A 21270-nucleotide genomic window follows, 5' to 3' on the forward strand; every position below is an offset into this window, starting at 1 on the left:
GACGGGCCGGACGCCGTGACCGTCCGAGAGCGCCCTCGTGCTGACGGGCCGGGCATCGCGACCGCGTGAGGATGCTCCCCCCGCCGACGGGCTGAGCGCCGCGACCGGGCCAGGGCGTTCCCTGTCGGGGCGTCCGCGACCCACCCGTCAGGGGTGGGGCGCCAGGGTCCCCTGCCCTGGGGCGCCGGCCCGCACCGGACCGTCCAGCGCGCCGGCGGCGAGGGTGCTCACGAGGGTGCGCACCCCGACGGTGTCGTTGTCGTGCAGAAGGGTCTCCAGCAGGGACAGCGCCGCGCGTTGGTCCCCCGGCTGCTCGCGCACGTGGCGCCACTGGGGCTCGGTGGCCGCGTCCGAGAGCATCAGGGTCCGGCCGACCTGGCCGAGCGCGGTCAGCAGCGGGGTGTCGTGCGGCATCCTCTCCAGGGCGGCGTTGACCTGTTCGGCCTGCTGCTCGGGGTCGACCTCCTCCACGGGCTGCGCCCGCAGGAAGTCCAGCACGTCCTCGGCCGGGGCCAGCGGCCGGGCCGGGGGCATCATCGCGATCATGGCGCGCGCCTCGGCCAGGTCGCCCAGGATCTCCTCGGTGCTCCCCAGCTCCCCGATGAGCCGCTCCGCCCTCTGTGCGGAGCAGGTGGCCACCCAGCGGGCGCCGCGGACCGAGGCCAGGCGGGCGGCGGACAGGGCGAGCTCGGCTCCGCGGCGCGGCGCCCCCACCCGCTCGAAGTAGCGCGACCAGGTGGTCACCCGCACTCCCAGCCGCCAGTCGTTGCGCACCGCGCCCTGGCACACCAGGTTCTCCACCGCCTCCACCCACGCGGGCCGCAGACTCGGGTACGCCTCGGCCTCCTCCACGGTGGGCAGGGGGACGATGGCCTCCTGGGGCGGGCAGTGGCCCAGGCGGACCAGCCAGGACAGCAGCCGCGCGCGCTCGAAGCGGATGCGCCGGTGCAGGGCGGCCCGGCGCGGGTTGGCCTCGTCCAGGACCAGCTCCGCCTCCATACGGTCCAGCACCTCCAGCGCCTGGGCGTGCTCGTCCTGGTGGCGCAGGGCTCTGACGAGGGTGAACACCCCGTCGGCACCGAGCATGGCCGGGCCGGTGGCGGTGTGCTCGTAGCGCCGCAGCTCGTTCTCGGCCCGGTCGGCCATGTCCTCGTCGATGAGCAGGTTCACCCGGGCGAGGGTGAAGGAGGGCCAGGCGGGGGTGCGCTCCCAACCGGCCAGGCGCCGGGTCGAGAGCAGTTCGCGGCGCTGTCCGGTGGTGCCGCGGGCGTCGATGTTGGCGTGGCAGCGCACCAGGGTCTCCAGCAGGGACACCGGCAGCGGGCCGTGGACCAGGGGCTCGGGTTCGTCGTCGGCCGCCGCGCTCACCTGGGCGAGCGCGCGCCCGCCCTCGGCCAGGGCCCCCACGCGCACGGCCAGGGGCCAGTGCGCCAGGAAGAACAGGGTCGGCGGGCCGAAGACCCCCGGGACCGCGGCCTCGGTCGCGCCCGCCTCGGCGACCAGTCGGCGCGCGGTGCGCAGCGCCGAGCGGGCCACGGCCTCCACACGTACCGGGTCCCCGGCCTCGCAGAGCACGGGCAGGCTCGCGACCGCCTCGGCCAGCTCCGTCTGCCCGACCGCCCGGAGTCGTCGTGCGGTCTCCCCCGCCCACGTCCACATCGGCATGGTCTGCACCCCCTGTAAGCACCACGTGAGAACAGAACGTAGCAGCGCGGTGACAGGGCTGTCCGGAAAACGCGCAAAGCCGCGGAGTACGGGGATAGGCGTCCTGTCGGGGCCGTCCCGGACCGCTAGACTCGGGGGCCGTGGCGCCCGGCGGGGGCCTTCGCGAGGTCCCGAGCATCCAGCCGCGCCGAGCCGCACCGAGCCGCACCAAGGGGACATGAGCGCCGATGGGATGGCGAGACCGTTTCGGACTCCGCAAGGCCAACCGCAAGGGCAAGGCCCGTTTCGACCGGGAATCCGAGGATTCGGACATCAAGGCGCTGATCGAGTTCGCCAAGAGCCGGGTGGGTGTGGAGTTCTTCGTCGAACCGGAGACCTTCGCCACGCGGGCCACGGCGGTCGCGGTCGCGACGGACGGCGAGTGGATCCGCCGCCGGTGCGGTTCGCCCGACGTGATCCGCAAGGTGGCCAGGGACCTGGCGGTCCCGGCCTACGACGTGCAGATCGTCGGCTACCCGCAGCGGATGCGCGACTGGAGCGCACGCAACAAGCGCGGCCTGTCACTGGACGAGTGAGGGTGCGCGGGCGTACCGGGCGAGCGTAAGACTCGCCACACCGACACGCTGTTGGGGATGGTCCGAAACCCGCGACCGGGTCATTTTGGGCATTGATGACGAGTCCTTGCCGTGACTTCCTCGCCGAACGGGTTCCCTAACGGGCTTCATCCGTCGCATACTCGCCTCGGAGGGGGGACTCTGATGAAGCAGGATCTCACGGCCCTGTGCTGCGACTGCGGCACGATTCGCGAGGTGAGCGACTACCAGAGTGTGGGCGAGGCGCAGTCCGCCTACGGACTGGCCCGCTGCGTCGTCTGGCGCAAGTGCCGCACCTGCGGCTACCGCACCTACCACGCCTACATGCGCGCCGACGAGGACCGCGACGAACTGGAGGACGCCCTGCGGTTGGACGGCGCCCTGGCGGCCGAGGCCCTCGACGAGGAGGTGGAGCAGCTGCGGCTGTGCGGGGTCGAGGTCGGGCACGCCCCCGTCCCGGCGATCTGGGACGGCCAGTCCGTGGGCATGGTGACCCAGCGGCTGACCGACCGCGCCTACTCGATCGTGCTGGACCCCGAGGCGTCCGTGGTCTCCCGGCTCAAGCTCATCGACATGATGTGGAACGAACTCCTGGTGGGCGAACACGACGACCGCTGGTTCATCCAGGAGGCGGAGGACGACGGGTCCCCCGCATACGCGGTCCGGCTGTTCGGCTACCGCACGCGCGGCTGAGGCCGGACCGCGCTCGCGCGGCCCGGCCCCGGCGCCCTACCCGGCGGCGGGTTCGGGCTGGCCCGCGAGGCGGCGCAGCGCGGACCTGGCCACCGCCGGATCGGTGGTCCCCCAGTAGGGCGGCAGGGAGGCGCGCAGGAAGCCGCCGTAGCGGGCCGTGGCCAGGCGCGGGTCCAGGACGGCGATGACCCCCCGGTCCTCGGTGGAGCGCAGCAGGCGCCCGGTGCCCTGGGCGAGCAGCAGGGCGGCATGGGTGGCGGCCACCGACAGGAAGCCGTTGCCCCCGTGCGCGGCGACCGCGCGCTGGCGCGCGGAGGCCAGCGGGTCGTCGGGCCGGGGGAAGGGGATGCGGTCCACGATCACCAGGGACAGCGAGGGTCCGGGCACGTCCACGCCCTGCCACAGCGACAGGGTGCCGAACAGGCAGGACCGCTCCTCCTCGGCGAAGCGGCGCACCAGCTGCCCGGTGGAGTCCTCCCCCTGGCACAGGATCGGCTGGTCCAGGCGCTCGCGGAGTTCCTCTGCGGCCTGCTGGGCGGCGCGCATGGAGGAGAACAGGCCCAGCGCGCGGCCGTCGGCGGCCTCGATGAGTTCGCTGATCTCGTCCAAGTAGGCGGGCGCGAGGCCGTCGCGGCCGGGCGGCGGCAGGTGGGTGGCCACGTAGAGGATGCCCCTGCGGGCGTGCTCGAAGGGCGAGCCGACGTCCAGCGCGCGCCAGCGGGGCTCCCCGGCCGCGCGGTGCGGGCCGTCCTCGTCGTCGGGACCGTCCTCGTCCCGGGGTTCGGCCGGTTCCGGGCCGCGGCCCGCGGCGGCGCGCTCGGCGGCCTCCTGGGCCACCTCGCGGCCCAGGCCCCACTGGTTGGCCAGCGAGGCGAAGGAGCCGCCCAGGGTGAGGGTGGCGGAGGTCAGCACCACGGTGCGGTCGCCGAAGAGCTTCTCGCGCAGCAGTCCGCCCACGCCGAGCGGGGCGACGTGGAGCGCGGGTTGGCGTCCGGGGGTCTTGGTCAGCCAGACGACCTCGGTGCGGTCGCGCAGGGCGGGTTCGAAGGACTCCAGGACGCGCACGGCGGTGTCGTGCACCTCGCCGAGCGCGGCCAGGGCCAGGCGGCGGTCGCTGGCGCCGTCCGGGTCCAGCTCCCCGGGTGAGGGGCCGATGGCGGTGACGCAGGCCGAGGCGGTGTCGCGGGTGGCGGCGACCGCGTTGGCCAGGGCGTCGTCGATGTGGTCCAGGCGTCCGTCGGGCGACTCGGTGAACATCAGGGCGAGGCCGTCGGCGCACTCGGTCAGGCGTTCGCTGATCCCGGGTTCGACCAGGCGGGCGGCGCGCTTGGCCGCGGCGTTGACGGTGCGCTCGCCCAGGACGCCGGTGGCCACGGAGGTGGCGCGGTCGACGAGTTCGTGCGCCTCGTCGATCATGATCGTGTTGTGCTCGGGCAGGATGTGGTAGCCCTGCGACATGTCGATGGAGAGCATGGCGTGGTTGGTGACCACCACGTCCACGCCCTGGGTGGCCTCGCGGGCGAACTCGGCGAAGCACTCCTGGCCGAAGGGGCAGATGCGGGCGCCCATGCACTCGTTGGCGGCCACCGACACCTGGCGCCAGGCCAGGTCGCTGACGCCGGGCACGAGTTCGTCGCGGTCGCCGGTGACGGTGTCCTCGGCCCACTCGTGCAGGCGTGCCACCTGCCGGCCCAGCGAGGAGAGCTGGCGCGGGTCGAACAGCTCGGTGTCCTCGGCCTCCTCGCCAGCGGTCTGGAGCCGGTTGCGGCACAGGTAGTTGCGGCGGCCCTTGAGCACGGCGAACGTGGGCTCGCGGGGCAGCATCGGCGTGAGGGCCTTGGCCAGGCGCGGCAGGTCGCGCTCGATGAGCTGGTTCTGCAGGGCGATGGTGGCGGTGGAGACCACCACCGTGCTCTCCTTGGCCATGGCGTGTCTGATCGCGGGCACCAGGTAGGCCAGGGACTTTCCGGTGCCGGTACCGGCCTGGACCACCAGGTGTTCGCGCTTGTCGACCGCCTCGGCCACGGCACCGGCCATGGTCGCCTGGCCCTCGCGGCGGCTGCCGCCCAGGGCGGCGACAGCCGCGTCGAGCAGGGTGGGAACGTCGGGGAGATCTGCCACGGATCGACAGTACCGGCCGTGGAGGACAGGGCGGACGTTGTCCACAGGCAGGATCGGCCGGGGCCCGGCCGATCCTTCCCGGAGGCGCTTCAGCCCATCGTGGCCAGCAGCTCGTCCAGGGCGTCCATGGACTGCTTCAGGCCGTACTCCATGCCGGACTCGACCATGCCGTCGCGGTCCTCGACGCTCTGGAACACCGTGGTCGACGTGTAGAGGGTGCGGCCGTCCCCCTCCTCCAGGGTGGTGGTCTCCAGGCACACGTGCCCGGGCATGCCCTCGAACTCGAAGGTCTGCACGAAGCGCTCGGGCGCGACGACGTCGTGGACCACGCCGTGGAAGGCGTACTCCTGGCCGTCGGGGGCGCGCTCGACGAACCTCCAGGAACCGCCCCGGCGCAGGTCCGCGTGGTCGATGACGGTCTCGTTCTCCTTGAGCCCCACCAGCGGGCGAGGTGCTCGGCATCGGTCATGGCCCTGAACACCACGTCGCGGGGCGCGTCGAAGCTGCGCGTGACGACGATGTCGTGCCGTCCGGGCTCGGCGATCACCGTGAGGTCGCTCATGACTGTCCTCCTGTGGTCTGTGCCTGCTGGATCCGGCGGATCTCCGCGTCGAGCCGGTCGAAGCGGTCCTCCCACTGGCGGTGGTAGCGCTCGATCCACCCCGTCGCCTCCTCCAGGGGGGCGGTCTCCAGTCGGCAGGGGCGCCACTGCGCGTCGCGGCCCCGGCTGACCAGACCCGCCCGCTCCAGCACCTTCAGGTGTCGGGAGACCGCTTGAAGGCTGATGGGAAACGGTTCCGCCAGCTCGTTGACGGTGGCCTCGCCCTCGGCGAGCCTCGCCAACAGCGCCCGACGGGTCGGGTCGGCCAGTGCGGCGAACGTGAGACTCAACGGGTCGGTCGCCATCTGCGTATTCAACTTTCCTGTTAATCAACCAATACGTTGATTATGAGCCACAGCACACTACGGGTCAAGGGTGAGGGACCACTTCGATCAAACAGAAGAAGGCCGACCGCGCCCCCGGTCGCAGGGGCCCAGAGGCGAAGCATCACGTCACGGGAGAGCGCCCCGCCCACCCCGCCGACCACCACGGCCCCGACCACAGGGGGCACCCCGGGGGGGGTTCGGGGGCCTCCCCCCGGAAAGCACCAAGGGCGACCCGGCGAGCGCGTTCACGCGCGAGCAGGGTCGCCCTTCGTCCGTGGAGCTATGGGGATTCGAACCCCAGACCTCCTCCATGCCATGGAGGCGCGCTACCAACTGCGCCATAGCCCCGTGTGCCGTTCGGCAACGGTTCGAGTCTATCGGACGCGCGGGGGTGGGATGACCAGCCGCGGTGTCGGCCGCCCCACACACCCCGCGCTCCGGAGCAGCCGGGACACGCACCCCGGAACCCTCTTCGACCGCCCCCGGAAGGGGCACATGAGAGGACATGAGCGACAGACCACGACAGAACCCGGTCGACACCCTGCTCCGCTGGGAGGACCACGGCGCCGTGTGGCGGGTGGTGGGGCGGACCGCCTCCGAGGTGACGGTGGCCCTGTGCCGGTGCGACGGGGGCGAGGAGGTGGAACGCCTGGTCTCCGACGACCCGGCCCTGCGCGCCTTCGTGGACGAACGGCTCAGTCCTCCTCCAGCTTCCTGATCGCCTTCCAGTCCGCGGTCCCGGGCCCGCGCGGCGCGTGAGAGGAGGAGCAGCGGCGTCCGCGCACGGCCGGACGGGTGCGGCGAGTTCACGCATGTGCGACGGTCACGGTCCCGAACGGGCCGAAACCCCAGCCCAGGGCGGCGGCCTCCACCCTCGACGCCCCGGCGGCGCGCAGGAGGTCGCCGATCCCGCCCCGGGAAGCGGACGTTCCACCGGTGCTGACGGCGCGGCTCGAACACGGAACCCGGGCGCACCCACCGCAACCGCAACCGCAGGAGGAGCGTCTCGGAGAGAAGGGAACGCGGCCTCAACCGCAGGGGTTCGGAGGCGAAGCCCCACGTTGCGGGAGAGCACTCCACCCGCCCGCCGATTCCCGCGACCCCGACCACAGGGGGGTACCTCGGGGGGGTTCGGGGGCTCTCCCCCCGGAAAGCACCGCGGGCTGCGGCGAGCCGGTCGACGACCGGCGAGCAGCAGCCCGCGCAACGTGGAGCTATGGGGATTCGAACCCCAGACCTCCTCCATGCCATGGAGGCGCGCTACCAACTGCGCCATAGCCCCTTGTATGCCGGGCGGTTCCCCCGCTCGGCGATGGAATTACTGTACCGGAGGTTGGGAGTGGGTTGCGACCTCGGGGCACTCGGGTGGACGTGCGGTGGCCGGTTTCCGCGCCGAATACCCTGGAGTGGTGCCCGAATCAAAGCTTGAGATCCAGATGCTCCACGACCGCCTGCTGGTGAAGTCGGTCCCGGACAGGACCGAGCGGCGCAGCAGCGCCGGCCTGGTCATCCCGGACACGGTCAAGCTGGCGACCAGGCTCGCGTGGGGGGAGGTCGTCGGCGCCGGGACCAGTGCCCGTCACGTCAAGACCGGGGACCGGGTGCTCTTCGATCCCGAGGAACAGGGCGAGGTCGAGCTGAACGGCGAGCGCTACGTGATCCTGCGCGAGCGCGACGTGCACGCCGTGGCCAACGAGGCCCCCGAGCGCGGCACCGGCCTGTACCTGTAGTCCTCTCCCCCGCGGGTTCCCCGACGCGCCGCCCGGGGCGGGCGCCCGTCCTCGCGCCGCCCCGGGTCAGTCGCCCGTGCCGTCGCGGTTGGGGTTCGCGATGGCCTTGACCAGCGAGTGCACGCACAGGTTGAGGGCCTCGTAGGCGGGCGTGCGGCTGACGCTCACGTAGGCCCAGGCCGCGTAGAGCCCCGACCACAGGAGCTGCTGCGCCCATATCGGGGTGATCCTGGGGTCGATGCTGCCGTCGGCGTGGCCGCGCTCGACCAGGGCGAACAGGGCCCGGTCCGCCTCCCCGCACTCCTCCTCCAGCACCTCGTCCCAGGAGTCGTCGGACCCGAAGGCCAGCATGATCACCTTCTGGAGTCCGAAGTACTCGGGCACGAGGCGCCGGAAGGCCTCCAGACCGGTGCCCTCGGTGGTGCGCGCCCGTTCGGTGGCCTCGTTGATGAGCTCGTCGGCGTACTCGCCGAGGGCGCACACCAGGTCGGCGCGTTCGGCGAAGTAGCGCTGGAGCGTGCTGCGCGCCACACCCGCGGTTCTGGCCACCTGGGACAGGGGGGCCGAGGAGTTCTCCCCGAGCACCTTCACCGCCGCTTCGAGGATCGCGCGCCGGGTCCGGGCGCGGGTCCTCGTCTCTTCGTCTGAGGGAGCGCTCTTCACCATGCCCTCATCCTAGGCTTATCGGTAATTGGTTGACAATAATCGGTCACCTATGACCTACTTTGAAACATGACTGATCCATCGAAAGTAGACACCGGCTCGAAACCGGGTGCGCCCGAACCCCGGTTCGCCCAGCTCCGGGTGCTGTGGTCGTTCGTGCGCCCGCACCGGAACAAGCTGGCGCTGGGCCTGGTGCTGGCCCTGTTCGGCTCGGCGCTCGAACTCGCCAACCCGATGGTGATCAAGCTGGTCCTGGACACCGTCTCCGGCGGGGGCGGCCTGCTCGTGCCGATCGCCCTGCTGCTGGGCCTGTTCGTGCTGGGCACGGTGTCCGGCCTGTGGCACTGGATCCTCCTGGGCACCGTCGCCGAGAAGGTGGTGCTCGACGCGCGCACCTCGCTGGTGCGCCGCTACTTCCGCGCAGCGCTCATCCCGCTGTCGCGCCGCTCCTCCGGCGAGCTCGTCACCCGGGCGACCTCCGACACGGTCCTGCTGCGCGAGGCCGCCTCCAGCAGCGTCATCAGCCTCATCAACGGCGGCGTGCTGCTGGTGGGAACGCTGGTCATGATGGGCGTGCTGGACCTGTTCCTGCTCACGGTCACCTTCGTCGCGGTGCTCGTGGTCACCGTCCTGTTCCTGACGCTGATGCCCGCCCTGGCCAAGGCGCAGGAGAGGGCGCAGAACTCCCTGGGCCTGATGGGCGGCATGCTCGACGGCGCGCTGCGCGCGGTCCGCACGGTCAAGGTCAGCCGGGCCGAGGAGCGCCTGAGCGGCCAGATCCTCGAACACGCGCGGGAGTCCGCGCGGCACGGCGTGCGCTCGGTGCGGCGCGAGGCGGTCGCCTGGACGATCGCGTTCAGCGGGATCCAGCTCGCCATCATCTCCATCCTGGGCGTGGGCGCGCTGCGGGTGTCCTCGGGCGCGATCGAGGTCTCCACCCTCATCGCCTTCCTGCTCTACGCGTTCACCCTGATGACCCCGGTCATGGAGCTGTCCCAGAGCGTCACCACCCTCCAGTCGGGCGTGGCCGCGGCCAAGCGCATCCGCGAGGTGGAGGCCATTCCGCTCGAACCCTCCTCCGAGGCGGCGGACACGGACGCGCCGGTCCCCTCCCCGGACGGGGACCGTTCGGGCGCGCTGCTGGAACTGCGCGGGGTCACCGCGCGGTACGCGCCCGGCGCCGAGTCCGCGCTGGACGGCGTGGACCTGGCCGTCCCCCGGCGCGGGCACACCGCGATCGTGGGGCCCTCCGGCGCGGGCAAGACCACCGTGTTCTCGCTGCTGCTGCGCTTCCTCGAACCCGAGGAGGGGCAGCTGTTCCTGGACGGGACCCCCTACCGGGAGCTCACTCCCGGGCAGGTGCGCGGCCGCTTCGCCTACGTCGAGCAGGACACCCCGGTCGTCCCCGGCACCATCCGGGAGAACCTGCTGTTCAACCACCCCGACGCCACCGAGGAGGAGGTGCGCCGGGTCCTGGGCCAGGTGCGGCTGGCCGACAAGATCGACGCCCTGGAGGAGGGGCTGGACACCCCGCTGGACGCCACGTCCTTCTCCGGGGGCCAGCGCCAGCGCATCGCCCTGGCCCGCGCCCTGCTGCGCTCGCCGGACGTGCTGCTGCTGGACGAGGCCACCTCGCAGGTGGACGCGATCACCGAGGCCGCCATCACCGAGAGCGTGCGCGCCCACGCCGCGCGGGCGGCCGTGGTGACCATCGCGCACCGGCTGTCCACCGTGATCCACGCCGACACCATCGTGCTGATGGAGGACGGACGGGTGCGGGCCAGGGGCACGCACCGGGAGCTGATGGACCGGGACGACCTGTACCGGGAGCTGGTCACGGCACTGCACATCGCCGAGTCCGGGGCTCCGGACCCGGGCGGTGACCGGGCCGAGGCGGACCGGGTGACGCCGGTCACGTGAGCGCGCGGTAGCATCCGGCCAGAACCGGTGGGCGCGAGCGGTTCGACGGCCGCGGCCGCGGGGGCACGCCTCCCCGCGGCCCGGTCCGTCCTCTTCTCCGTCCCGTGCGCCGTGCCCCGCGGTGCCCGTACCCGGCGCCGCGGCGCCAGCGAGGGAACCATGACCGACTTCGCCCAGTACCAGGACGGCGTCTACGCCGACGCGACCAACGGCATCCTGCCCGGGCTGCCCTACCACCACGAGGACCTGCGCGACCTGGCGGAGAGGGCCATGGAGCCGGGTCCGTTCGGCTACGTGGAGGGCGGTGCGGGACGGGAGCGCACCGCCCGCGCCAACGTGGACGCGTTCGCCCGCTACGCGCTGCGCCCGCGCAGCCTGCGGCCGGGGGCCGAGGGGGCGGGGGGGCTGGGGGTCACCCTGTTCGGCAGGGAGTACGCCGCGCCGCTGCTGACCGCGCCGATCGGGGTCCTGGAGCAGGTGCACGAGGAGGCGGAGCTCGCCGTGGCCGAGGCCGCCAACGCCGTGGGCGTGCCGATGGTGCTGTCCACGGCCGCCTCCACCCCGATGGAGCGGGTCGCCGAGGCGGTCGACTCCTGGTGGTACCAGTTGTACTGGCCCGGCGACGACGCGCTGGCCGAGTCGTTCGTGCGGCGGGCGACGGCCGCGGGGGCGGAGGCGGTCGTCGTCACCGCCGACACCAAGCGGCTGGGATGGCGGCCCCGCGACCTGGCGCTGGGCCACCTGCCGTTCCTGCGCAGCCAGGGCACGGCGAACTACTTCAGCGACCCGGAGTTCCAGTCCCGGCTCAAGGCCGACCCGGAGCCGGGCGGGGTGTTCACCGAGGCGGTGTTCCACTTCCTGGGCGCGTTCGCCAGCAGGTCCCTGAGCACCGACAACATCGCCCGCATCCGCCGGTGGACGGACCTGCCGGTGCTGGTCAAGGGCATCGTGCGCGGGGACGAGGCCGCCGACCTGGTGGCGGCGGGCGTGGACGGGATCGTGGTCAGCAACCACGGCGGCCGGCAGGTCGACAACGCCGTGGCGGCGCTGGACGCCCTGCCCGAGGTGGTGGACGCGGTCGGCGACCGCGCCGCGGTGCTGTTCGACTCGGGTGTGCGCTCGGGCGCCGACGTGGCCGTGGCGATGGCGCTGGGGGCCGAGGCGGTGCTGCTGGGGCGGCCGTGGGTGTACGGGCTGGCCGTGGGCGGCGCCGCGGGTGTGGAGCACGTGCTGCGCGCGACGCTGGCCGAGTTGCAGATCACCGCCGAGCTGATGGGCAAGGACGCGAAGGACCTGGACGGGAGCGACGTCGTGCGCCGCTGACGCGGACACGGAGCCGGTCCCGGAGACGCCGCGCGCCGCCGGGACCGGTCCGCTTCCTTCCGGTCGCGCTGTCAGCCCTTGACGGCTCCGGAGGTCAGGCCCGCCACGATCCTGCGTTGCAGGACCAGGGCGAAGATGATCAGCGGGACCGACACCAGGACCGACGCGGCCATGATCTGCCCGATCGGGTTCTCGTAGCCGACCCGCTGGAAGGTCGCCACAAAGACCGGGACCGTCTGCACGTTCAGGTCGTTCGGGGCGAAGGAGAAGGCCAGCAGGAACTCGTTGGTGGCGTACACGAAGGTCAGGATGGCCGCCGCTCCCACGCCCGGCGCCGCCAGCGGCGCCACCACGCGCAGGAAGGCCTGGAACGGGGTGGCCCCGTCCACCTTCGCCGACTCCTCGATCTCCTTGGGGATGCCCGCGAAGAACGTGGTGAGGATGAAGACGGCCAGCGGCAGGGTCAGCGCCACGTACGGGATGATCATGCCCGCGAAGGAGTTGAGCAGGTTGATCCCGGTCCACTCGTTGAGCTGCAGGTACATCTGGTAGAGCGGGTTGACCAGCGCCACCGGCGGGAACAGGGTCGCGACCAGGGTGGCGGCCAGGATCGCGAACTTGCCCGCCAGCGGCAGCCGGGCCAGGGCGTAGCCCGCCAGCGAGGCCACCGGGATGCAGATCAGCGTGGTCACCGTCGCCACGATCAGCGAGTTGCGCAGCGCGAACTGGAAGCCCTGGTTGAAGATCTCCCGGTAGTTGCTGAAGTCGAAGGGCCCCTGGAAGATGTTCGGATCGGTGATCGCCGCCGATCCCGTCCGCAGGCTGGTCATGCCCATCCACAGGAACGGGAACAGGCACCACAGCAGCACCACGGCCAGCCCGAGCAGCTTGAGGGTGTTGCCCACCGCCGGGTGGACGCGTCGGCGCGGCTTGTGCACCGGACCGCTCGGCCTCACCGTCTCGGCCGTCATCGCTTCTCCTTCCGCGGCGCCTCACCGATCATGTGGCGGCCCATCCGGCTGATGAAGGCCAGGCCGACGAGCATGACGATGACGAACGTGACCGTGGACAACGCGTTGGCGTAGCCCAGGTCCGGGTCCCGGACCAGGTAGCGCTGCGCGTAGACCGACAGGGTGGCCAGCGAGTTCGAGTAGCCGGTGAACACGTACGCGAAGTCGAACATGCGCAGGGCGTCCACCGTGCGGAACAGCAGGGCCACGACGATCGACGGGCGCAGCAGCGGCAGGGTGATGTTCCAGAAGCGCTGGAGCGCGTTGGCCCCGTCCACCCTGGCCGCCTCGTAGTAGTCCTTCGGGATGGTCTGGAGGCCCGCGAGCAGCAGCAGGGCCACGAACGGCGCGGTCTTCCACACGTCGGCGCTGATGATGCCGACCATCGACCAGAACGGGTCGCGCAGCCAGTTGATGTCCGTGCCGAGGACGGCGTTCACGAAGCCCGGGTTGGGGTCGAACATGAACCGCCACACCTGCGCGGCCACGGCGGTCGGGATGACCCACGGGATCAGGATGACCGCGCGGGTCAGGCCCCGGCCGAGGAAGGCCTGGTGCATGATCAGCGCGAAGGCCATCCCGACGAGGAACTCCAGCGACACCGACGCGACCGTGAACACCAGGGTGTTCCAGACGGCGTTGAAGAAGCCGGAGTCGGTCAGGACGCGGACGTAGTTGTCGACGCCGGTGAACTCCTGGCGGAACCCCCGGATCTCGTAGAGGCTCATCCCGATCGCGTAGAAGACCGGGAAGAGCGCGATCACGGCCATGAAGGCGAACGACGGGGCGAGGAAGATCCGCCCCATCGCACGCTCACCCAGGCCCCTGCTCACGCGGACTCTCTGGGTCGTCGCCATGTGACCTACTCTTGTTCGAGCGCGTCGTTGGCCGCCTGGTCCACCGCCTCCAGGGCCGTGCCGGACTCCTCCTGGCCCCGGAAGGCCGGGTGCAGGTTGTCCTGCACGGCCAGGGACAGCGAGTTGTAGCCGGGCACCGGCGGGCGGGCCTGGGCCTGGGCGAGGATGTCGCCGAGCATCTGGAAGTCGGGGTCGTCGGTGTTCTCGTAGGCGCTCGCCATGGTCGGCGGCAGGCTGTTCTGGAGCAGGATGTCCTGCGCCTCGGGGTCGGTGGCCGCCCACAGGACGAACTCGCGGGCCAGCTCCTTGCTGTCGCTCAGCGTGCTGACCGCGTTGTTGAGACCGCCCAGCGCGCTGGTGGTGCCCTCACCGGTGAAGGTGGGCAGCGGGGCGACCGCGAAGTCGTCCGCGACCGCGCTCTCCTCGTCGCCCTCGCCCGCCAGGAGCGGGATGGCGTAGGGCCAGTTGCGCATGTAGACGGCCTCGCCCGCCTGGAACAGGGCGCGCGCGTCGTCCTCGACCATGGTGTCGAAGCCGTCGGCGTAGAACCCGCTCTCGTAGGCCTCGGTCATGAAGTCCAGGGCCGTGGTGGCGGCGTCGCCCTCCAGGAAGGTGCTCTGCTCCTGGGCGTCGTCGAACAGCTGGCCGCCTGCGGACCAGTACAGCTCCAGGAAGTTGACGACGAAGCCCTCGTACTGGTCGCCCTGGCCGACGTAGGCGGAGATGCCCTCCTCCTCGGCGGCCGCCATGCCGGTGTCGTAGAGCTCCTCCCAGGTCGTGGGGGGCTCCTCGACGAGGTCGGTGCGGTAGTAGAGGAACGCGCCGTTGGAGGAGTAGGGCAGCGCGAACAGCTCCTGCTGCCACTGGGAGCTGTCGACGGCGCCCTCCAGGCTGACGCCCTCGACCTCGCCGCGCAGGTCCTCCAGGCTCTCGACGTAGCCGTACTCGGCGAACTCACCGGTCCAGATGACGTCCAGGCCCAGGACGTCGAACTCCCCCGCCTGGTTCTGGAGGTCCTGGAACATGGCCTGGCGCTGCTCGTCGGCGGTGGGGGCCAGGAAGAAGATGTCGACCTGCTGGTCGGGGTTGTTCTCGTTCCACAGGCGCGCGACCTCCTCGTGGATCGCGCGGTCGGCCCCGGTGACCGCCCAGACGAACGCCGGGTCCTCGGCCAGGCCCGCGGTCTCGCCGCCCTCCCCCGCGGTCTCCTCCCCTGGGGGTTCGCCGCACGCGGTGGCCAGGGTGAGGCTCAGTGCGGCGAGCCCGGCAGCGCATGCGCGCACTGTGTACCCCTTCTGGTGTGAATGCACTGGCATGGCTCTCTCCTTACCGCGCCGGACGGGTCTCCGGGCGCGCGGCGTCGAGTGTGTGCTGGGACATCCCCCCGTGGTCGTGCGCAAACGATGCCATCGACTGTGTGATCTAGTCAACAGTGAACGCGTTTCGATATACGTCATGCACGGAAAGGAAAGGCACGCCGTCCGAATGCCCTCGTGAAAACGTTGCCATAACCGGGGTCGCGCTCCTACCGTGGACGGCATGGCCAGCCAACCCGCGAGCATGCGGGACGTCGCCCATCGAGCGGGGGTCTCCCTCTCGACGGTCTCCCGTGTGCTGCGCGGGGCCCCCGGGGTCGCCCCGGAGGTGCGCCAGCGCGTCCAGCGGGCCGCGGACGAGCTGGCCTACGTGGTCTCGCGCAACGCCTCGGGCCTGGTCACCGGCCGCACCGGGCGGGTCGCGGTGGTCGTGCCCTTCCTCCAGCCGTGGTTCTTCGGGATGGTCCTGGCGGGGGTCAGCGACGCTCTTCGCGAGGCGGACCTGGACATGCTCGTCTACCAGGTCGGCGAGACGCGGGCCAGGGAGGGCTGGACGCGGGCGCTGCCGCTGCGGCGCAACACCGACGCCGTGGTCACCGTGTCCATGGACCTGTCCGAGGAGGAGTGCCACCGGCTCGATGACGTGGGCGTGCCCGTGGTGCTGGTCGGGCAGAGGGCACCCGATCGGGCCAGCGTGTACATCGACGACCGGGCAGGCGCCGCGGGGGCCACCCGGCACCTGCTCAACCTGGGGCACACGCGCGTGGCCTACATCGCCTCACGGTCCGAGGCCTGGTCCAGCGCCAGCTCGCGGCACCGGCTGGAGGGGTACGGAGCGGCCATGGCGGAGGCGGGGCTGACGCCGCGGAGCGTGGCCAAGGCCACCGGGCACACGGGCGGTGAGCTGGCCATGGGCGAGCTCTTGTCGGACCACGACCCGCCCACGGCCGTGCTGGCCGAGTTCGACGACCTCGCTCTGGGCGCGTACCGCACGCTGCGCCGCTCGGGCGTGCGCGTGCCGGAGTCGATCTCCCTCATGGGCTTCGACAACCACGACACCGCGGCGGTGATGGACCTGACCACCGTCGACCAGGCCCCCTACGACACCGGGCTGACCGCGGGTCGGCTCACCGTGGGCATCCTCGGCGGGACGGCCACGCGCCTCCAGGTGGAGATGCCCACCCAGCTCATCCTGAGGCAGTCCACCGCCGCGCCCCGGAGCACGCGCGGCCTGTTCTCCTGACCGATCCGGAGGAACCAGCATGCAGCAGTGGTGGCGCGACGCGGTCCTGTACCAGGTCTACCCGCGCAGCTTCGCCGACGCCGACGGGGACGGGACCGGCGACATCGCGGGGATCACCGCGCGCCTGGGCCACGTCGCCGACCTGGGCGCGGACGGGATCTGGCTGTCGCCGTTCTACGCCTCGCCGTGGGTGGACGGCGGGTACGACGTGGCCGACTTCCGGGACGTGGACCCGCGCCTGGGCACCCTGGAGGACTTCGACGCGATGGTGGCCGCCGCGCACGCGCTGGGTCTGCGGGTGATGGTCGACATCGTGCCCAACCACACCTCCGAGGAGCACCCGTGGTTCCGGGAGGCGCTGGAGGCCGGCCCCGGGTCGCCCGAGCGGGAGCTGTACGTCTTCCGCGACGGGCGGGGCTCGGACGGCGAGCTGCCGCCGACCAACTGGCGTTCGACGTTCGGCGGTCCGGCGTGGACCCGCGTGGCGGACGGGCAGTGGTACCTGCACATGTTCGCGCCCGAGCAGCCGGACCTGAACTGGGACGACCCGCGGGTGCGCGAGGAGTTCCGCGGCATCCTGCGGTTCTGGAGCGGGCGCGGGGTGGACGGGTTCCGGATCGACGTGGCGTACGCGCTGGTCAAGGACCTGCGGGAGCCGTTGCGCGACCTGGTGCTGGTGGAGGGCGGCCGGTTCGAGGACATCGCGGCCAACCCGGACCACCCGTTCCTGGACCGGCCCGAGGTGCACGAGGTGTACCGGGACTGGCGGCGGGTGCTGGCGGAGTTCGACCCGCCCCGGGCCACGGTGGGCGAGGTGTGGCTGCCCGGTGAGCGGCGGGTGCTGTACACGCGCCCGGACGAGCTGGACCAGGCGTTCAACTTCGACTTCCTGAGGACCTCGTGGGACGCCGACGCCTACCGCGGCGTGATCGACTCCTCGATCGCCGACGCCGGGCAGGTCGGCACGGTGCCCACGTGGGTGATCGGCAACCACGACGTGGTGCGGCCGGTGTCGGTGCTGGGGCTGCCCCCGGGCACCGACCAGAAGGCGTGGCTGCTCTCCGACGGGCGCGACCCGGAGCCGGACCTGGAGCTGGGCACGCGGCGGGCACGGGCGCTGGCACTGCTGGAGCTGTCGCTGCCGGGGTCGGCGTACGTGTACCAGGGCGAGGAGCTGGGGCTGCCGGAGGTGGCGGACCTGCCCGCGCGGGCGCTGGAGGACCCGCGGTGGGTGCGCAGCGGGCACACCGACAAGGGGCGGGACGGGTGCCGGGTGCCGCTGCCGTGGACACGGGAAGGAGCGTCGTACGGGTTCGGCGGGGACACCCCGTGGCTGCCCCAGCCCCGAGGATGGGGCCGGTGGTCGGTGCGGGCCCAGAACGACGACCCCGGGTCCGTGCTCTCCCTGTACCGCCGGGCTCTGGCACACCGCCGGGAGTTCTCCTCGGACGAGACTCTGAGCTGGGACGACACGCTGAACCGGGGGCCGGTGCTGGCCTACTGGCGGGGTGGGGACGTGCTGGTGCTGGTCAACACGGGCGAGGAGGCGGTGGAGCTGCCGCCGGGCCGGGTGCTGGTGGCCAGCGCGGAGCTGGACGGGCGGCTCCCGGGAAACGCGGCGGTGTGGCTGCGCCGCTGACCGGCGTGCTCCCGGGGCGAAGCCCCGCCTCGCGGGAGGACGTCCCCGCCGATCACCGCGGTCCCGACCACAGGGGGCACCTCCGGGCGAAGCCCGCGTTGCGAGGAAACACGCCCCACCCGGCCGATCAACGCGGCCTCAACCCCAGGGGCCCAGAGGCGAAGCCCCACGTTGTGGGAGAGCACCCCACCCGCCCCGCCGATTCCCGCAACCCCGACCACAGGGGGGTACCTCGGGGGGTTCGGGGGGTCTCCCCCCGGAAAGCACGAAGGACGACCCGGCGAGGCGGCCGAAGGCCGCCGAGCAGGGTCGTCCTGAGTCCGTGGAGCTATGGGGATTCGAACCCCAGACCTCCTCCATGCCATGGAGGCGCGCTACCAACTGCGCCATAGCCCCTCAAGGGAGTCGATCGGACCTGTGGGGTCCTGCCGACTCCCTGAACCATAGCGGAATCCGGCCCGAACGTCGAAACGGTTCAGGCGTCGTCGCTGAGCACGACCGGCTCGGGGAGGCTGGCCGCGTTGTGCTCCATCAGCCGCCACTGCCCCCGGCGTTCCTGGAGCACCGACCAGCAGCAGTTGCTGATGGGTCCCAGGATCTCGCGCTGTTCGTCGGGGATCCCCAGCAGCCGGGCGATCCCCACTCTGAGGGCGGCGCCGTGGCTGACCACGACGAGCAGCCCCCCGGTCGGGGTCTTGCCCAGTCCGCGTTCGACGGCGGCGCGCATCCGGTCGCCGACCTCGGCGATGAGTTCGCCGTCGGGGATGTCCATCCGGGCGTGCTCGACCGGCCAGCGCGCGGAGAGTTCCGCCCCGGTCATCCCCTCCCATGAGCCGCCGAAGCGCTCGCGCAGCCCCTCGTCGAACTCCACGGGCACCCCGGAGGCCCGGGAGAGGTATCCGGCGGTGTCGGCGGCCCTGGTCAGGTCGGAGGCGACGATGACGTCGGGGTTCAACGAGGCGAGCAGCTCCCCCGCCCGCCTGGCCTGGGCGTGGCCGACCGGATCGAGTGCGATGTCGGTCTGCCCCTGGAAGCGGTTCTCCACGTTCCAGGACGTGCGTCCGTGCCGCCAGAACAGCACACGAGGGGTGTCGCTCACGTGGTGTGCCTCTCCACTCGCAGTGGGGTCGGGGTCAGAACTCGTCCAGCGGCGTGCGCTGGGCGCCGCGCGCGCCCTCGGGGAGGTCGATCTCGGGGCAGTCCTTCCACAGCCGTTCGAGGCCGTAGTAGCCGCGCTCCTCCTCGTGCTGGATGTGCACGACGATGTCGGCGTAGTCCAGCAGGACCCAGCGGCCGTCACGCTCGCCCTCGCGCCGGACCGGCTTGGCCCCGGCCTGGAGGCGGAGCTGGTCCTCGACCTCGTCGACGATCGCGCGGACCTGCCGGTCGTTGGGGGCCGAACACAGAACGAAGGCCTCGGTGATGACCAGCTGCTCGCTGACGTCGTAGGCGATGATCTCCTGGGCGAGCTTGTCGGAGGCGGCTTCCGCCGCGACCCTGACCAGCTCCAGTGCCCTGTCGGTGGCTGTCACGTTGTGCTTGCTGCCTTTCAGCTCTCTAGGTAGAGCCCGGTCTTGTTGATGTAGCGGACGATGCCGTCGGGCACCAGGTACCAGATGGGTTCGCCCTTGCGGACGCGTTCCCGGCACTCGGTCGAGGAGATGGCCAGCGCGGGGACCTCCACCAGGGAGACCTTGCCCTCGGGCAGTCCGGTGTCACTGAGGTGGTGACCGGGCCGGTTACAGCCTACGAAATGCGCGAGCTCGAAGAGTTCGTCGACGTTGTGCCAGCTCAGGATGGCGCCCAGCGCGTCCGCCCCGGTGATGAAGTACAGCTCCACGTGGGGGCCGTACTTGGCGCGCATCTCGCGGAGCGTGTCGAGGGTGTAGGTGGGCCCCGAACGGTCGATCTCGACGCGGTCCACCCGGAACTGGGGGTTCTCGGCGGTGGCGATGACCGTCATCAGGTAGCGGTCCTCGGAGGGCGTCACCTTGGCCAGGTCCTTCTGCCAGGGCTGGCCGGTGGGGACGAACACCACCTCGTCGAGCCCGAAGAGGTGCGCGACCTCACTGGCCGCCACGAGGTGGCCGTGGTGGATGGGGTCGAAGGTGCCGCCCATGATGCCGACCTTGGTCGGGCCGGTTCCTCCCCGGGGCGCGGGGGAGTCCCCGTTGCGGGATGCGTCGGAAGCTGCGTGCGCCACTGTGCGCTCCGTTTCGCCGTGGACGTTGCCGTTGCCGGGATCGGCCAACCGAGATTAGCCGACGGAGGGCACCACCGCTGTCCCCTTCCTCCCTTTTCGGTCCTCGCACCGGGACAACGAACGCCGTGTCGGGTTCCTTCCCCCGGGCGCGTCGACGGCGCCCGAAAATCGCGTCATATCTCGAAGCCGGAAACCGTGGCCAAGCGCGATCACGGCGCATAGCATGCCGATATGGCCAACACACCAGACCGCGTCCGCGTCCGGCTCTCCGAGATCTCGCCCCGCGCCTACGAACACCCCGCAGACCGTGGCGCCCTGGTGGCGCTGCGCTCGCTGCGCGGGTTCGACGAGGTGTTCAAACGCCTGTCGGGGCTGTTCAACGAGCGCGCCCTGCGACTGATGTTCCTGTCCAGTGCCGTCCGGGTCGGTCCCACCCAGTTCCCTCACGTGTACGACTACGTGCGCGACGCCGCCTACGTCCTGGACATGGACGAGGTCCCCGAGCTCTACATCCAGATGAACCCGAAGCCGAACGCCATGGCGATCGGCAGCAACCGCCCGTTCATCGTGATGACCACGGGCCTGTTCGACCTGCTGGACGCCGAGGAGCAGCGCTTCGTCATCGGCCACGAGGTCGGCCACATCCTCAGCGGCCACGCCGTCTACCGCACCATGCTGCTGGCCCTGATCCGGCTGGCCACCCGCGTGGCGTGGGTGCCGCTGGGCTTCATCGGCATCCAGGCCATCGTGGCCGCGCTGGAGGAGTGGTACCGCAAGTCCGAGCTGTCCTGCGACCGCGCCGGGATCCTCGCCAGCCAGAACCCCGAGGCGGGCAAGCGCGCCCTGATGAAGCTGGCGGGCGGCTCCAAGCTCGTGGAGATGAACCCCGACGCCTTCCTTGAGCAGGCCCGCGAGTACGAGTCCGGCGGCGACGCCCGCGACAGCCTCATCAAGCTGGTCAGCCTGGTCGGACAGACGCACCCGTTCGCGGTGGTGCGCCTGGCCGAGCTGCACCGGTGGATCGAGGACGGTTCCTACCAGAGCATCGTCAACGGCGACTACCCGCGCCGCTCCACCGACCGCGACGCCCGGGTGGGCGAGGAGGCCCGCAAGGCCGCCGACTCCTACAAGCAGTCCTGGGAGCGCACGGGCGACCCGCTGCTGGGCACCCTGCGCGACGTCGCGGGCAGCGCGGCCAGCGCGGGCGGCAAGATCTTCGACACCGTCGCCGACCGGTGGCGCAACGGCTCCTCCCGCACCAACCAGGGCTCGGGAACCTCTTCCTGACCGGGCTCTCCCCCCGACACCGGTTCCCGACGCGCGTGGGAAACGGGCGCCCGGCCGCGGGGGGCGGCACCCGCGAAGCC

19 protein-coding genes, 3 tRNA genes and 1 pseudogene are annotated in these 21270 nt (G+C 71.8%); 9 read left to right on the forward strand and 14 right to left on the reverse strand.

Going from position 1 to position 21270, the window contains the following annotated elements; genetic code table 11:
• Nucleotides 1-147: 147 nt before the first annotated feature.
• The gene (locus UIS43_RS10350; RefSeq protein WP_370013033.1) at nt 148-1665 is read right to left on the reverse strand and encodes a hypothetical protein; all 1518 of its coding nucleotides are present in this window, start codon (nt 1663-1665) and stop codon (nt 148-150) included.
• A 227-nt stretch (nt 1666-1892) separates the two neighbouring features.
• Here UIS43_RS10350 and UIS43_RS10355 point away from each other — a divergent pair, with 227 nt between their 5' ends.
• Nucleotides 1893-2240 carry a hypothetical protein gene (locus UIS43_RS10355; protein WP_013154356.1) on the forward strand — a complete coding sequence of 116 codons (348 nt, stop codon included), beginning with the start codon at nt 1893-1895 and terminating at the stop codon, nt 2238-2240.
• Nucleotides 2241-2423: 183 nt separating this feature from the next.
• Nucleotides 2424-2951 carry a DUF6315 family protein gene (locus tag UIS43_RS10360; protein WP_013154357.1) on the forward strand — a complete coding sequence of 176 codons (528 nt, stop codon included), beginning with the start codon at nt 2424-2426 and terminating at the stop codon, nt 2949-2951.
• A 36-nt stretch (nt 2952-2987) separates the two neighbouring features.
• Here the strand turns inward: UIS43_RS10360 and UIS43_RS10365 are convergent, their stop codons facing one another.
• From UIS43_RS10365 to UIS43_RS10380, 4 genes and pseudogenes are all read right to left on the reverse strand, one after another.
• On the reverse strand, nt 2988-5072 hold the full coding sequence (locus UIS43_RS10365) for an ATP-dependent DNA helicase (protein ID WP_370013034.1): 2085 nt from the start codon (nt 5070-5072) through the stop codon (nt 2988-2990).
• Nucleotides 5073-5161: 89 nt separating this feature from the next.
• A pseudogene (locus UIS43_RS10370) lies at nt 5162-5634 on the reverse strand (SRPBCC family protein).
• Nucleotides 5631-5978 (reverse strand): helix-turn-helix transcriptional regulator, encoded by a 348-nt coding sequence (locus UIS43_RS10375; protein ID WP_013154360.1) that lies wholly within the window; start codon nt 5976-5978, stop codon nt 5631-5633. Before UIS43_RS10375 ends, UIS43_RS10370 begins: the two are co-directional and overlap by 4 nt.
• A 296-nt stretch (nt 5979-6274) precedes the next feature.
• Nucleotides 6275-6347: transfer RNA gene (locus UIS43_RS10380), tRNA-Ala, on the reverse strand.
• 157 nt (nt 6348-6504) lie between these two features.
• Between UIS43_RS10380 and UIS43_RS10385 the strand changes: the two genes are divergently transcribed.
• Nucleotides 6505-6717 carry a hypothetical protein gene (locus UIS43_RS10385; RefSeq protein ID WP_013154361.1) on the forward strand — a complete coding sequence of 71 codons (213 nt, stop codon included), beginning with the start codon at nt 6505-6507 and terminating at the stop codon, nt 6715-6717.
• A 491-nt stretch (nt 6718-7208) separates the two neighbouring features.
• Here UIS43_RS10385 and UIS43_RS10390 read toward each other — a convergent pair.
• Nucleotides 7209-7281, reverse strand: a tRNA-Ala gene (locus UIS43_RS10390).
• Between the two features lie 154 nt (nt 7282-7435).
• On the opposite strand from UIS43_RS10390, the gene UIS43_RS10395 reads away from it, so the two are divergent.
• Nucleotides 7436-7729: a co-chaperone GroES gene (locus UIS43_RS10395; RefSeq protein ID WP_017568462.1), complete on the forward strand. Its 294-nt coding sequence runs from the start codon at nt 7436-7438 to the stop codon at nt 7727-7729.
• A 66-nt stretch (nt 7730-7795) separates the two neighbouring features.
• Here the strand turns inward: UIS43_RS10395 and UIS43_RS10400 are convergent, their stop codons facing one another.
• A complete protein-coding gene (locus UIS43_RS10400) occupies nt 7796-8395 on the reverse strand; it encodes a TetR/AcrR family transcriptional regulator (RefSeq protein WP_370013036.1) in 600 nt (199 codons plus the stop codon).
• 138 nt (nt 8396-8533) lie between these two features.
• On the opposite strand from UIS43_RS10400, the gene UIS43_RS10405 reads away from it, so the two are divergent.
• Together UIS43_RS10405 and UIS43_RS10410 are read left to right on the forward strand one after the other, a co-directional pair.
• On the forward strand, nt 8534-10312 hold the full coding sequence (locus UIS43_RS10405) for an ABC transporter ATP-binding protein (RefSeq protein ID WP_370013243.1): 1779 nt from the start codon (nt 8534-8536) through the stop codon (nt 10310-10312).
• A 159-nt stretch (nt 10313-10471) separates the two neighbouring features.
• Nucleotides 10472-11635, forward strand: a complete 1164-nt coding sequence (locus tag UIS43_RS10410; protein ID WP_370013038.1) for an alpha-hydroxy-acid oxidizing protein — start codon at nt 10472-10474, stop codon at nt 11633-11635.
• A gap of 71 nt (nt 11636-11706) precedes the next feature.
• On the opposite strand, the gene UIS43_RS10415 is transcribed toward UIS43_RS10410, so the two are convergent.
• The 3 genes from UIS43_RS10415 to UIS43_RS10425 are packed head-to-tail and all read right to left on the reverse strand — an operon-like array spanning nt 11707 to nt 14818.
• A complete protein-coding gene (locus UIS43_RS10415; RefSeq protein ID WP_013154366.1) occupies nt 11707-12606 on the reverse strand; it encodes a carbohydrate ABC transporter permease in 900 nt (299 codons plus the stop codon).
• Nucleotides 12603-13451 carry a carbohydrate ABC transporter permease gene (locus UIS43_RS10420; RefSeq protein WP_019609619.1) on the reverse strand — a complete coding sequence of 283 codons (849 nt, stop codon included), beginning with the start codon at nt 13449-13451 and terminating at the stop codon, nt 12603-12605. The genes UIS43_RS10415 and UIS43_RS10420 overlap by 4 nt, the downstream gene beginning before the upstream one ends.
• Nucleotides 13452-13507: 56 nt before the next feature.
• Nucleotides 13508-14818 carry an ABC transporter substrate-binding protein gene (locus UIS43_RS10425; RefSeq protein ID WP_013154368.1) on the reverse strand — a complete coding sequence of 437 codons (1311 nt, stop codon included), beginning with the start codon at nt 14816-14818 and terminating at the stop codon, nt 13508-13510.
• A 223-nt stretch (nt 14819-15041) separates the two neighbouring features.
• Between UIS43_RS10425 and UIS43_RS10430 the strand changes: the two genes are divergently transcribed.
• Together UIS43_RS10430 and UIS43_RS10435 are read left to right on the forward strand one after the other, a co-directional pair.
• Nucleotides 15042-16061 carry a LacI family DNA-binding transcriptional regulator gene (locus UIS43_RS10430; RefSeq protein ID WP_071622522.1) on the forward strand — a complete coding sequence of 340 codons (1020 nt, stop codon included), beginning with the start codon at nt 15042-15044 and terminating at the stop codon, nt 16059-16061.
• 19 nt (nt 16062-16080) lie between these two features.
• Nucleotides 16081-17700: a glycoside hydrolase family 13 protein gene (locus tag UIS43_RS10435; RefSeq protein WP_370013040.1), complete on the forward strand. Its 1620-nt coding sequence runs from the start codon at nt 16081-16083 to the stop codon at nt 17698-17700.
• Nucleotides 17701-18023: 323 nt separating this feature from the next.
• Here UIS43_RS10435 and UIS43_RS10440 read toward each other — a convergent pair.
• The 4 genes from UIS43_RS10440 to nadD form a co-directional block, all read right to left on the reverse strand.
• Nucleotides 18024-18096 (reverse strand) — tRNA-Ala (locus tag UIS43_RS10440).
• A gap of 79 nt (nt 18097-18175) precedes the next feature.
• The gene (locus UIS43_RS10445; RefSeq protein WP_013154370.1) at nt 18176-18799 is read right to left on the reverse strand and encodes a histidine phosphatase family protein; all 624 of its coding nucleotides are present in this window, start codon (nt 18797-18799) and stop codon (nt 18176-18178) included.
• A 34-nt stretch (nt 18800-18833) separates the two neighbouring features.
• The gene (rsfS, locus tag UIS43_RS10450; protein WP_013154371.1) at nt 18834-19232 is read right to left on the reverse strand and encodes a ribosome silencing factor; all 399 of its coding nucleotides are present in this window, start codon (nt 19230-19232) and stop codon (nt 18834-18836) included.
• A gap of 17 nt (nt 19233-19249) precedes the next feature.
• A complete protein-coding gene (gene nadD, locus UIS43_RS10455; protein ID WP_013154372.1) occupies nt 19250-19903 on the reverse strand; it encodes a nicotinate-nucleotide adenylyltransferase in 654 nt (217 codons plus the stop codon).
• 231 nt (nt 19904-20134) lie between these two features.
• On the opposite strand from nadD, the gene UIS43_RS10460 reads away from it, so the two are divergent.
• Nucleotides 20135-21190 (forward strand): M48 family metallopeptidase, encoded by a 1056-nt coding sequence (locus UIS43_RS10460; protein WP_013154373.1) that lies wholly within the window; start codon nt 20135-20137, stop codon nt 21188-21190.
• Nucleotides 21191-21270 lie beyond the last annotated feature (80 nt).

It is taken from the genome of Nocardiopsis sp. LDBS0036 (assembly GCF_041228755.1).
Classification (GTDB): domain Bacteria; phylum Actinomycetota; class Actinomycetes; order Streptosporangiales; family Streptosporangiaceae; genus Nocardiopsis; species Nocardiopsis dassonvillei.

Bases quoted from the DNA above. Each gene is read 5' to 3' on its own strand.
- UIS43_RS10350 (WP_370013033.1), bottom strand. From the start codon at position 1,665: ATGCCGATGTGGACGTGGGCGGGGGAGACCGCACGACGACTCCGGGCG.
- UIS43_RS10355 (WP_013154356.1), top strand. From the start codon at position 1,893: ATGGGATGGCGAGACCGTTTCGGACTCCGCAAGGCCAACCGCAAGGGC.
- UIS43_RS10360 (WP_013154357.1), top strand. From the start codon at position 2,424: ATGAAGCAGGATCTCACGGCCCTGTGCTGCGACTGCGGCACGATTCGC.
- UIS43_RS10375 (WP_013154360.1), bottom strand. From the start codon at position 5,978: ATGGCGACCGACCCGTTGAGTCTCACGTTCGCCGCACTGGCCGACCCG.
- UIS43_RS10385 (WP_013154361.1), top strand. From the start codon at position 6,505: ATGAGCGACAGACCACGACAGAACCCGGTCGACACCCTGCTCCGCTGG.
- UIS43_RS10395 (WP_017568462.1), top strand. From the start codon at position 7,436: ATGCTCCACGACCGCCTGCTGGTGAAGTCGGTCCCGGACAGGACCGAG.
- UIS43_RS10400 (WP_370013036.1), bottom strand. From the start codon at position 8,395: ATGGTGAAGAGCGCTCCCTCAGACGAAGAGACGAGGACCCGCGCCCGG.
- UIS43_RS10410 (WP_370013038.1), top strand. From the start codon at position 10,472: ATGACCGACTTCGCCCAGTACCAGGACGGCGTCTACGCCGACGCGACC.
- UIS43_RS10415 (WP_013154366.1), bottom strand. From the start codon at position 12,606: ATGACGGCCGAGACGGTGAGGCCGAGCGGTCCGGTGCACAAGCCGCGC.
- UIS43_RS10420 (WP_019609619.1), bottom strand. From the start codon at position 13,451: ATGGGGCGGATCTTCCTCGCCCCGTCGTTCGCCTTCATGGCCGTGATC.
- UIS43_RS10425 (WP_013154368.1), bottom strand. From the start codon at position 14,818: ATGCCAGTGCATTCACACCAGAAGGGGTACACAGTGCGCGCATGCGCT.
- UIS43_RS10430 (WP_071622522.1), top strand. From the start codon at position 15,042: ATGGCCAGCCAACCCGCGAGCATGCGGGACGTCGCCCATCGAGCGGGG.
- UIS43_RS10435 (WP_370013040.1), top strand. From the start codon at position 16,081: ATGCAGCAGTGGTGGCGCGACGCGGTCCTGTACCAGGTCTACCCGCGC.
- UIS43_RS10460 (WP_013154373.1), top strand. From the start codon at position 20,135: ATGGCCAACACACCAGACCGCGTCCGCGTCCGGCTCTCCGAGATCTCG.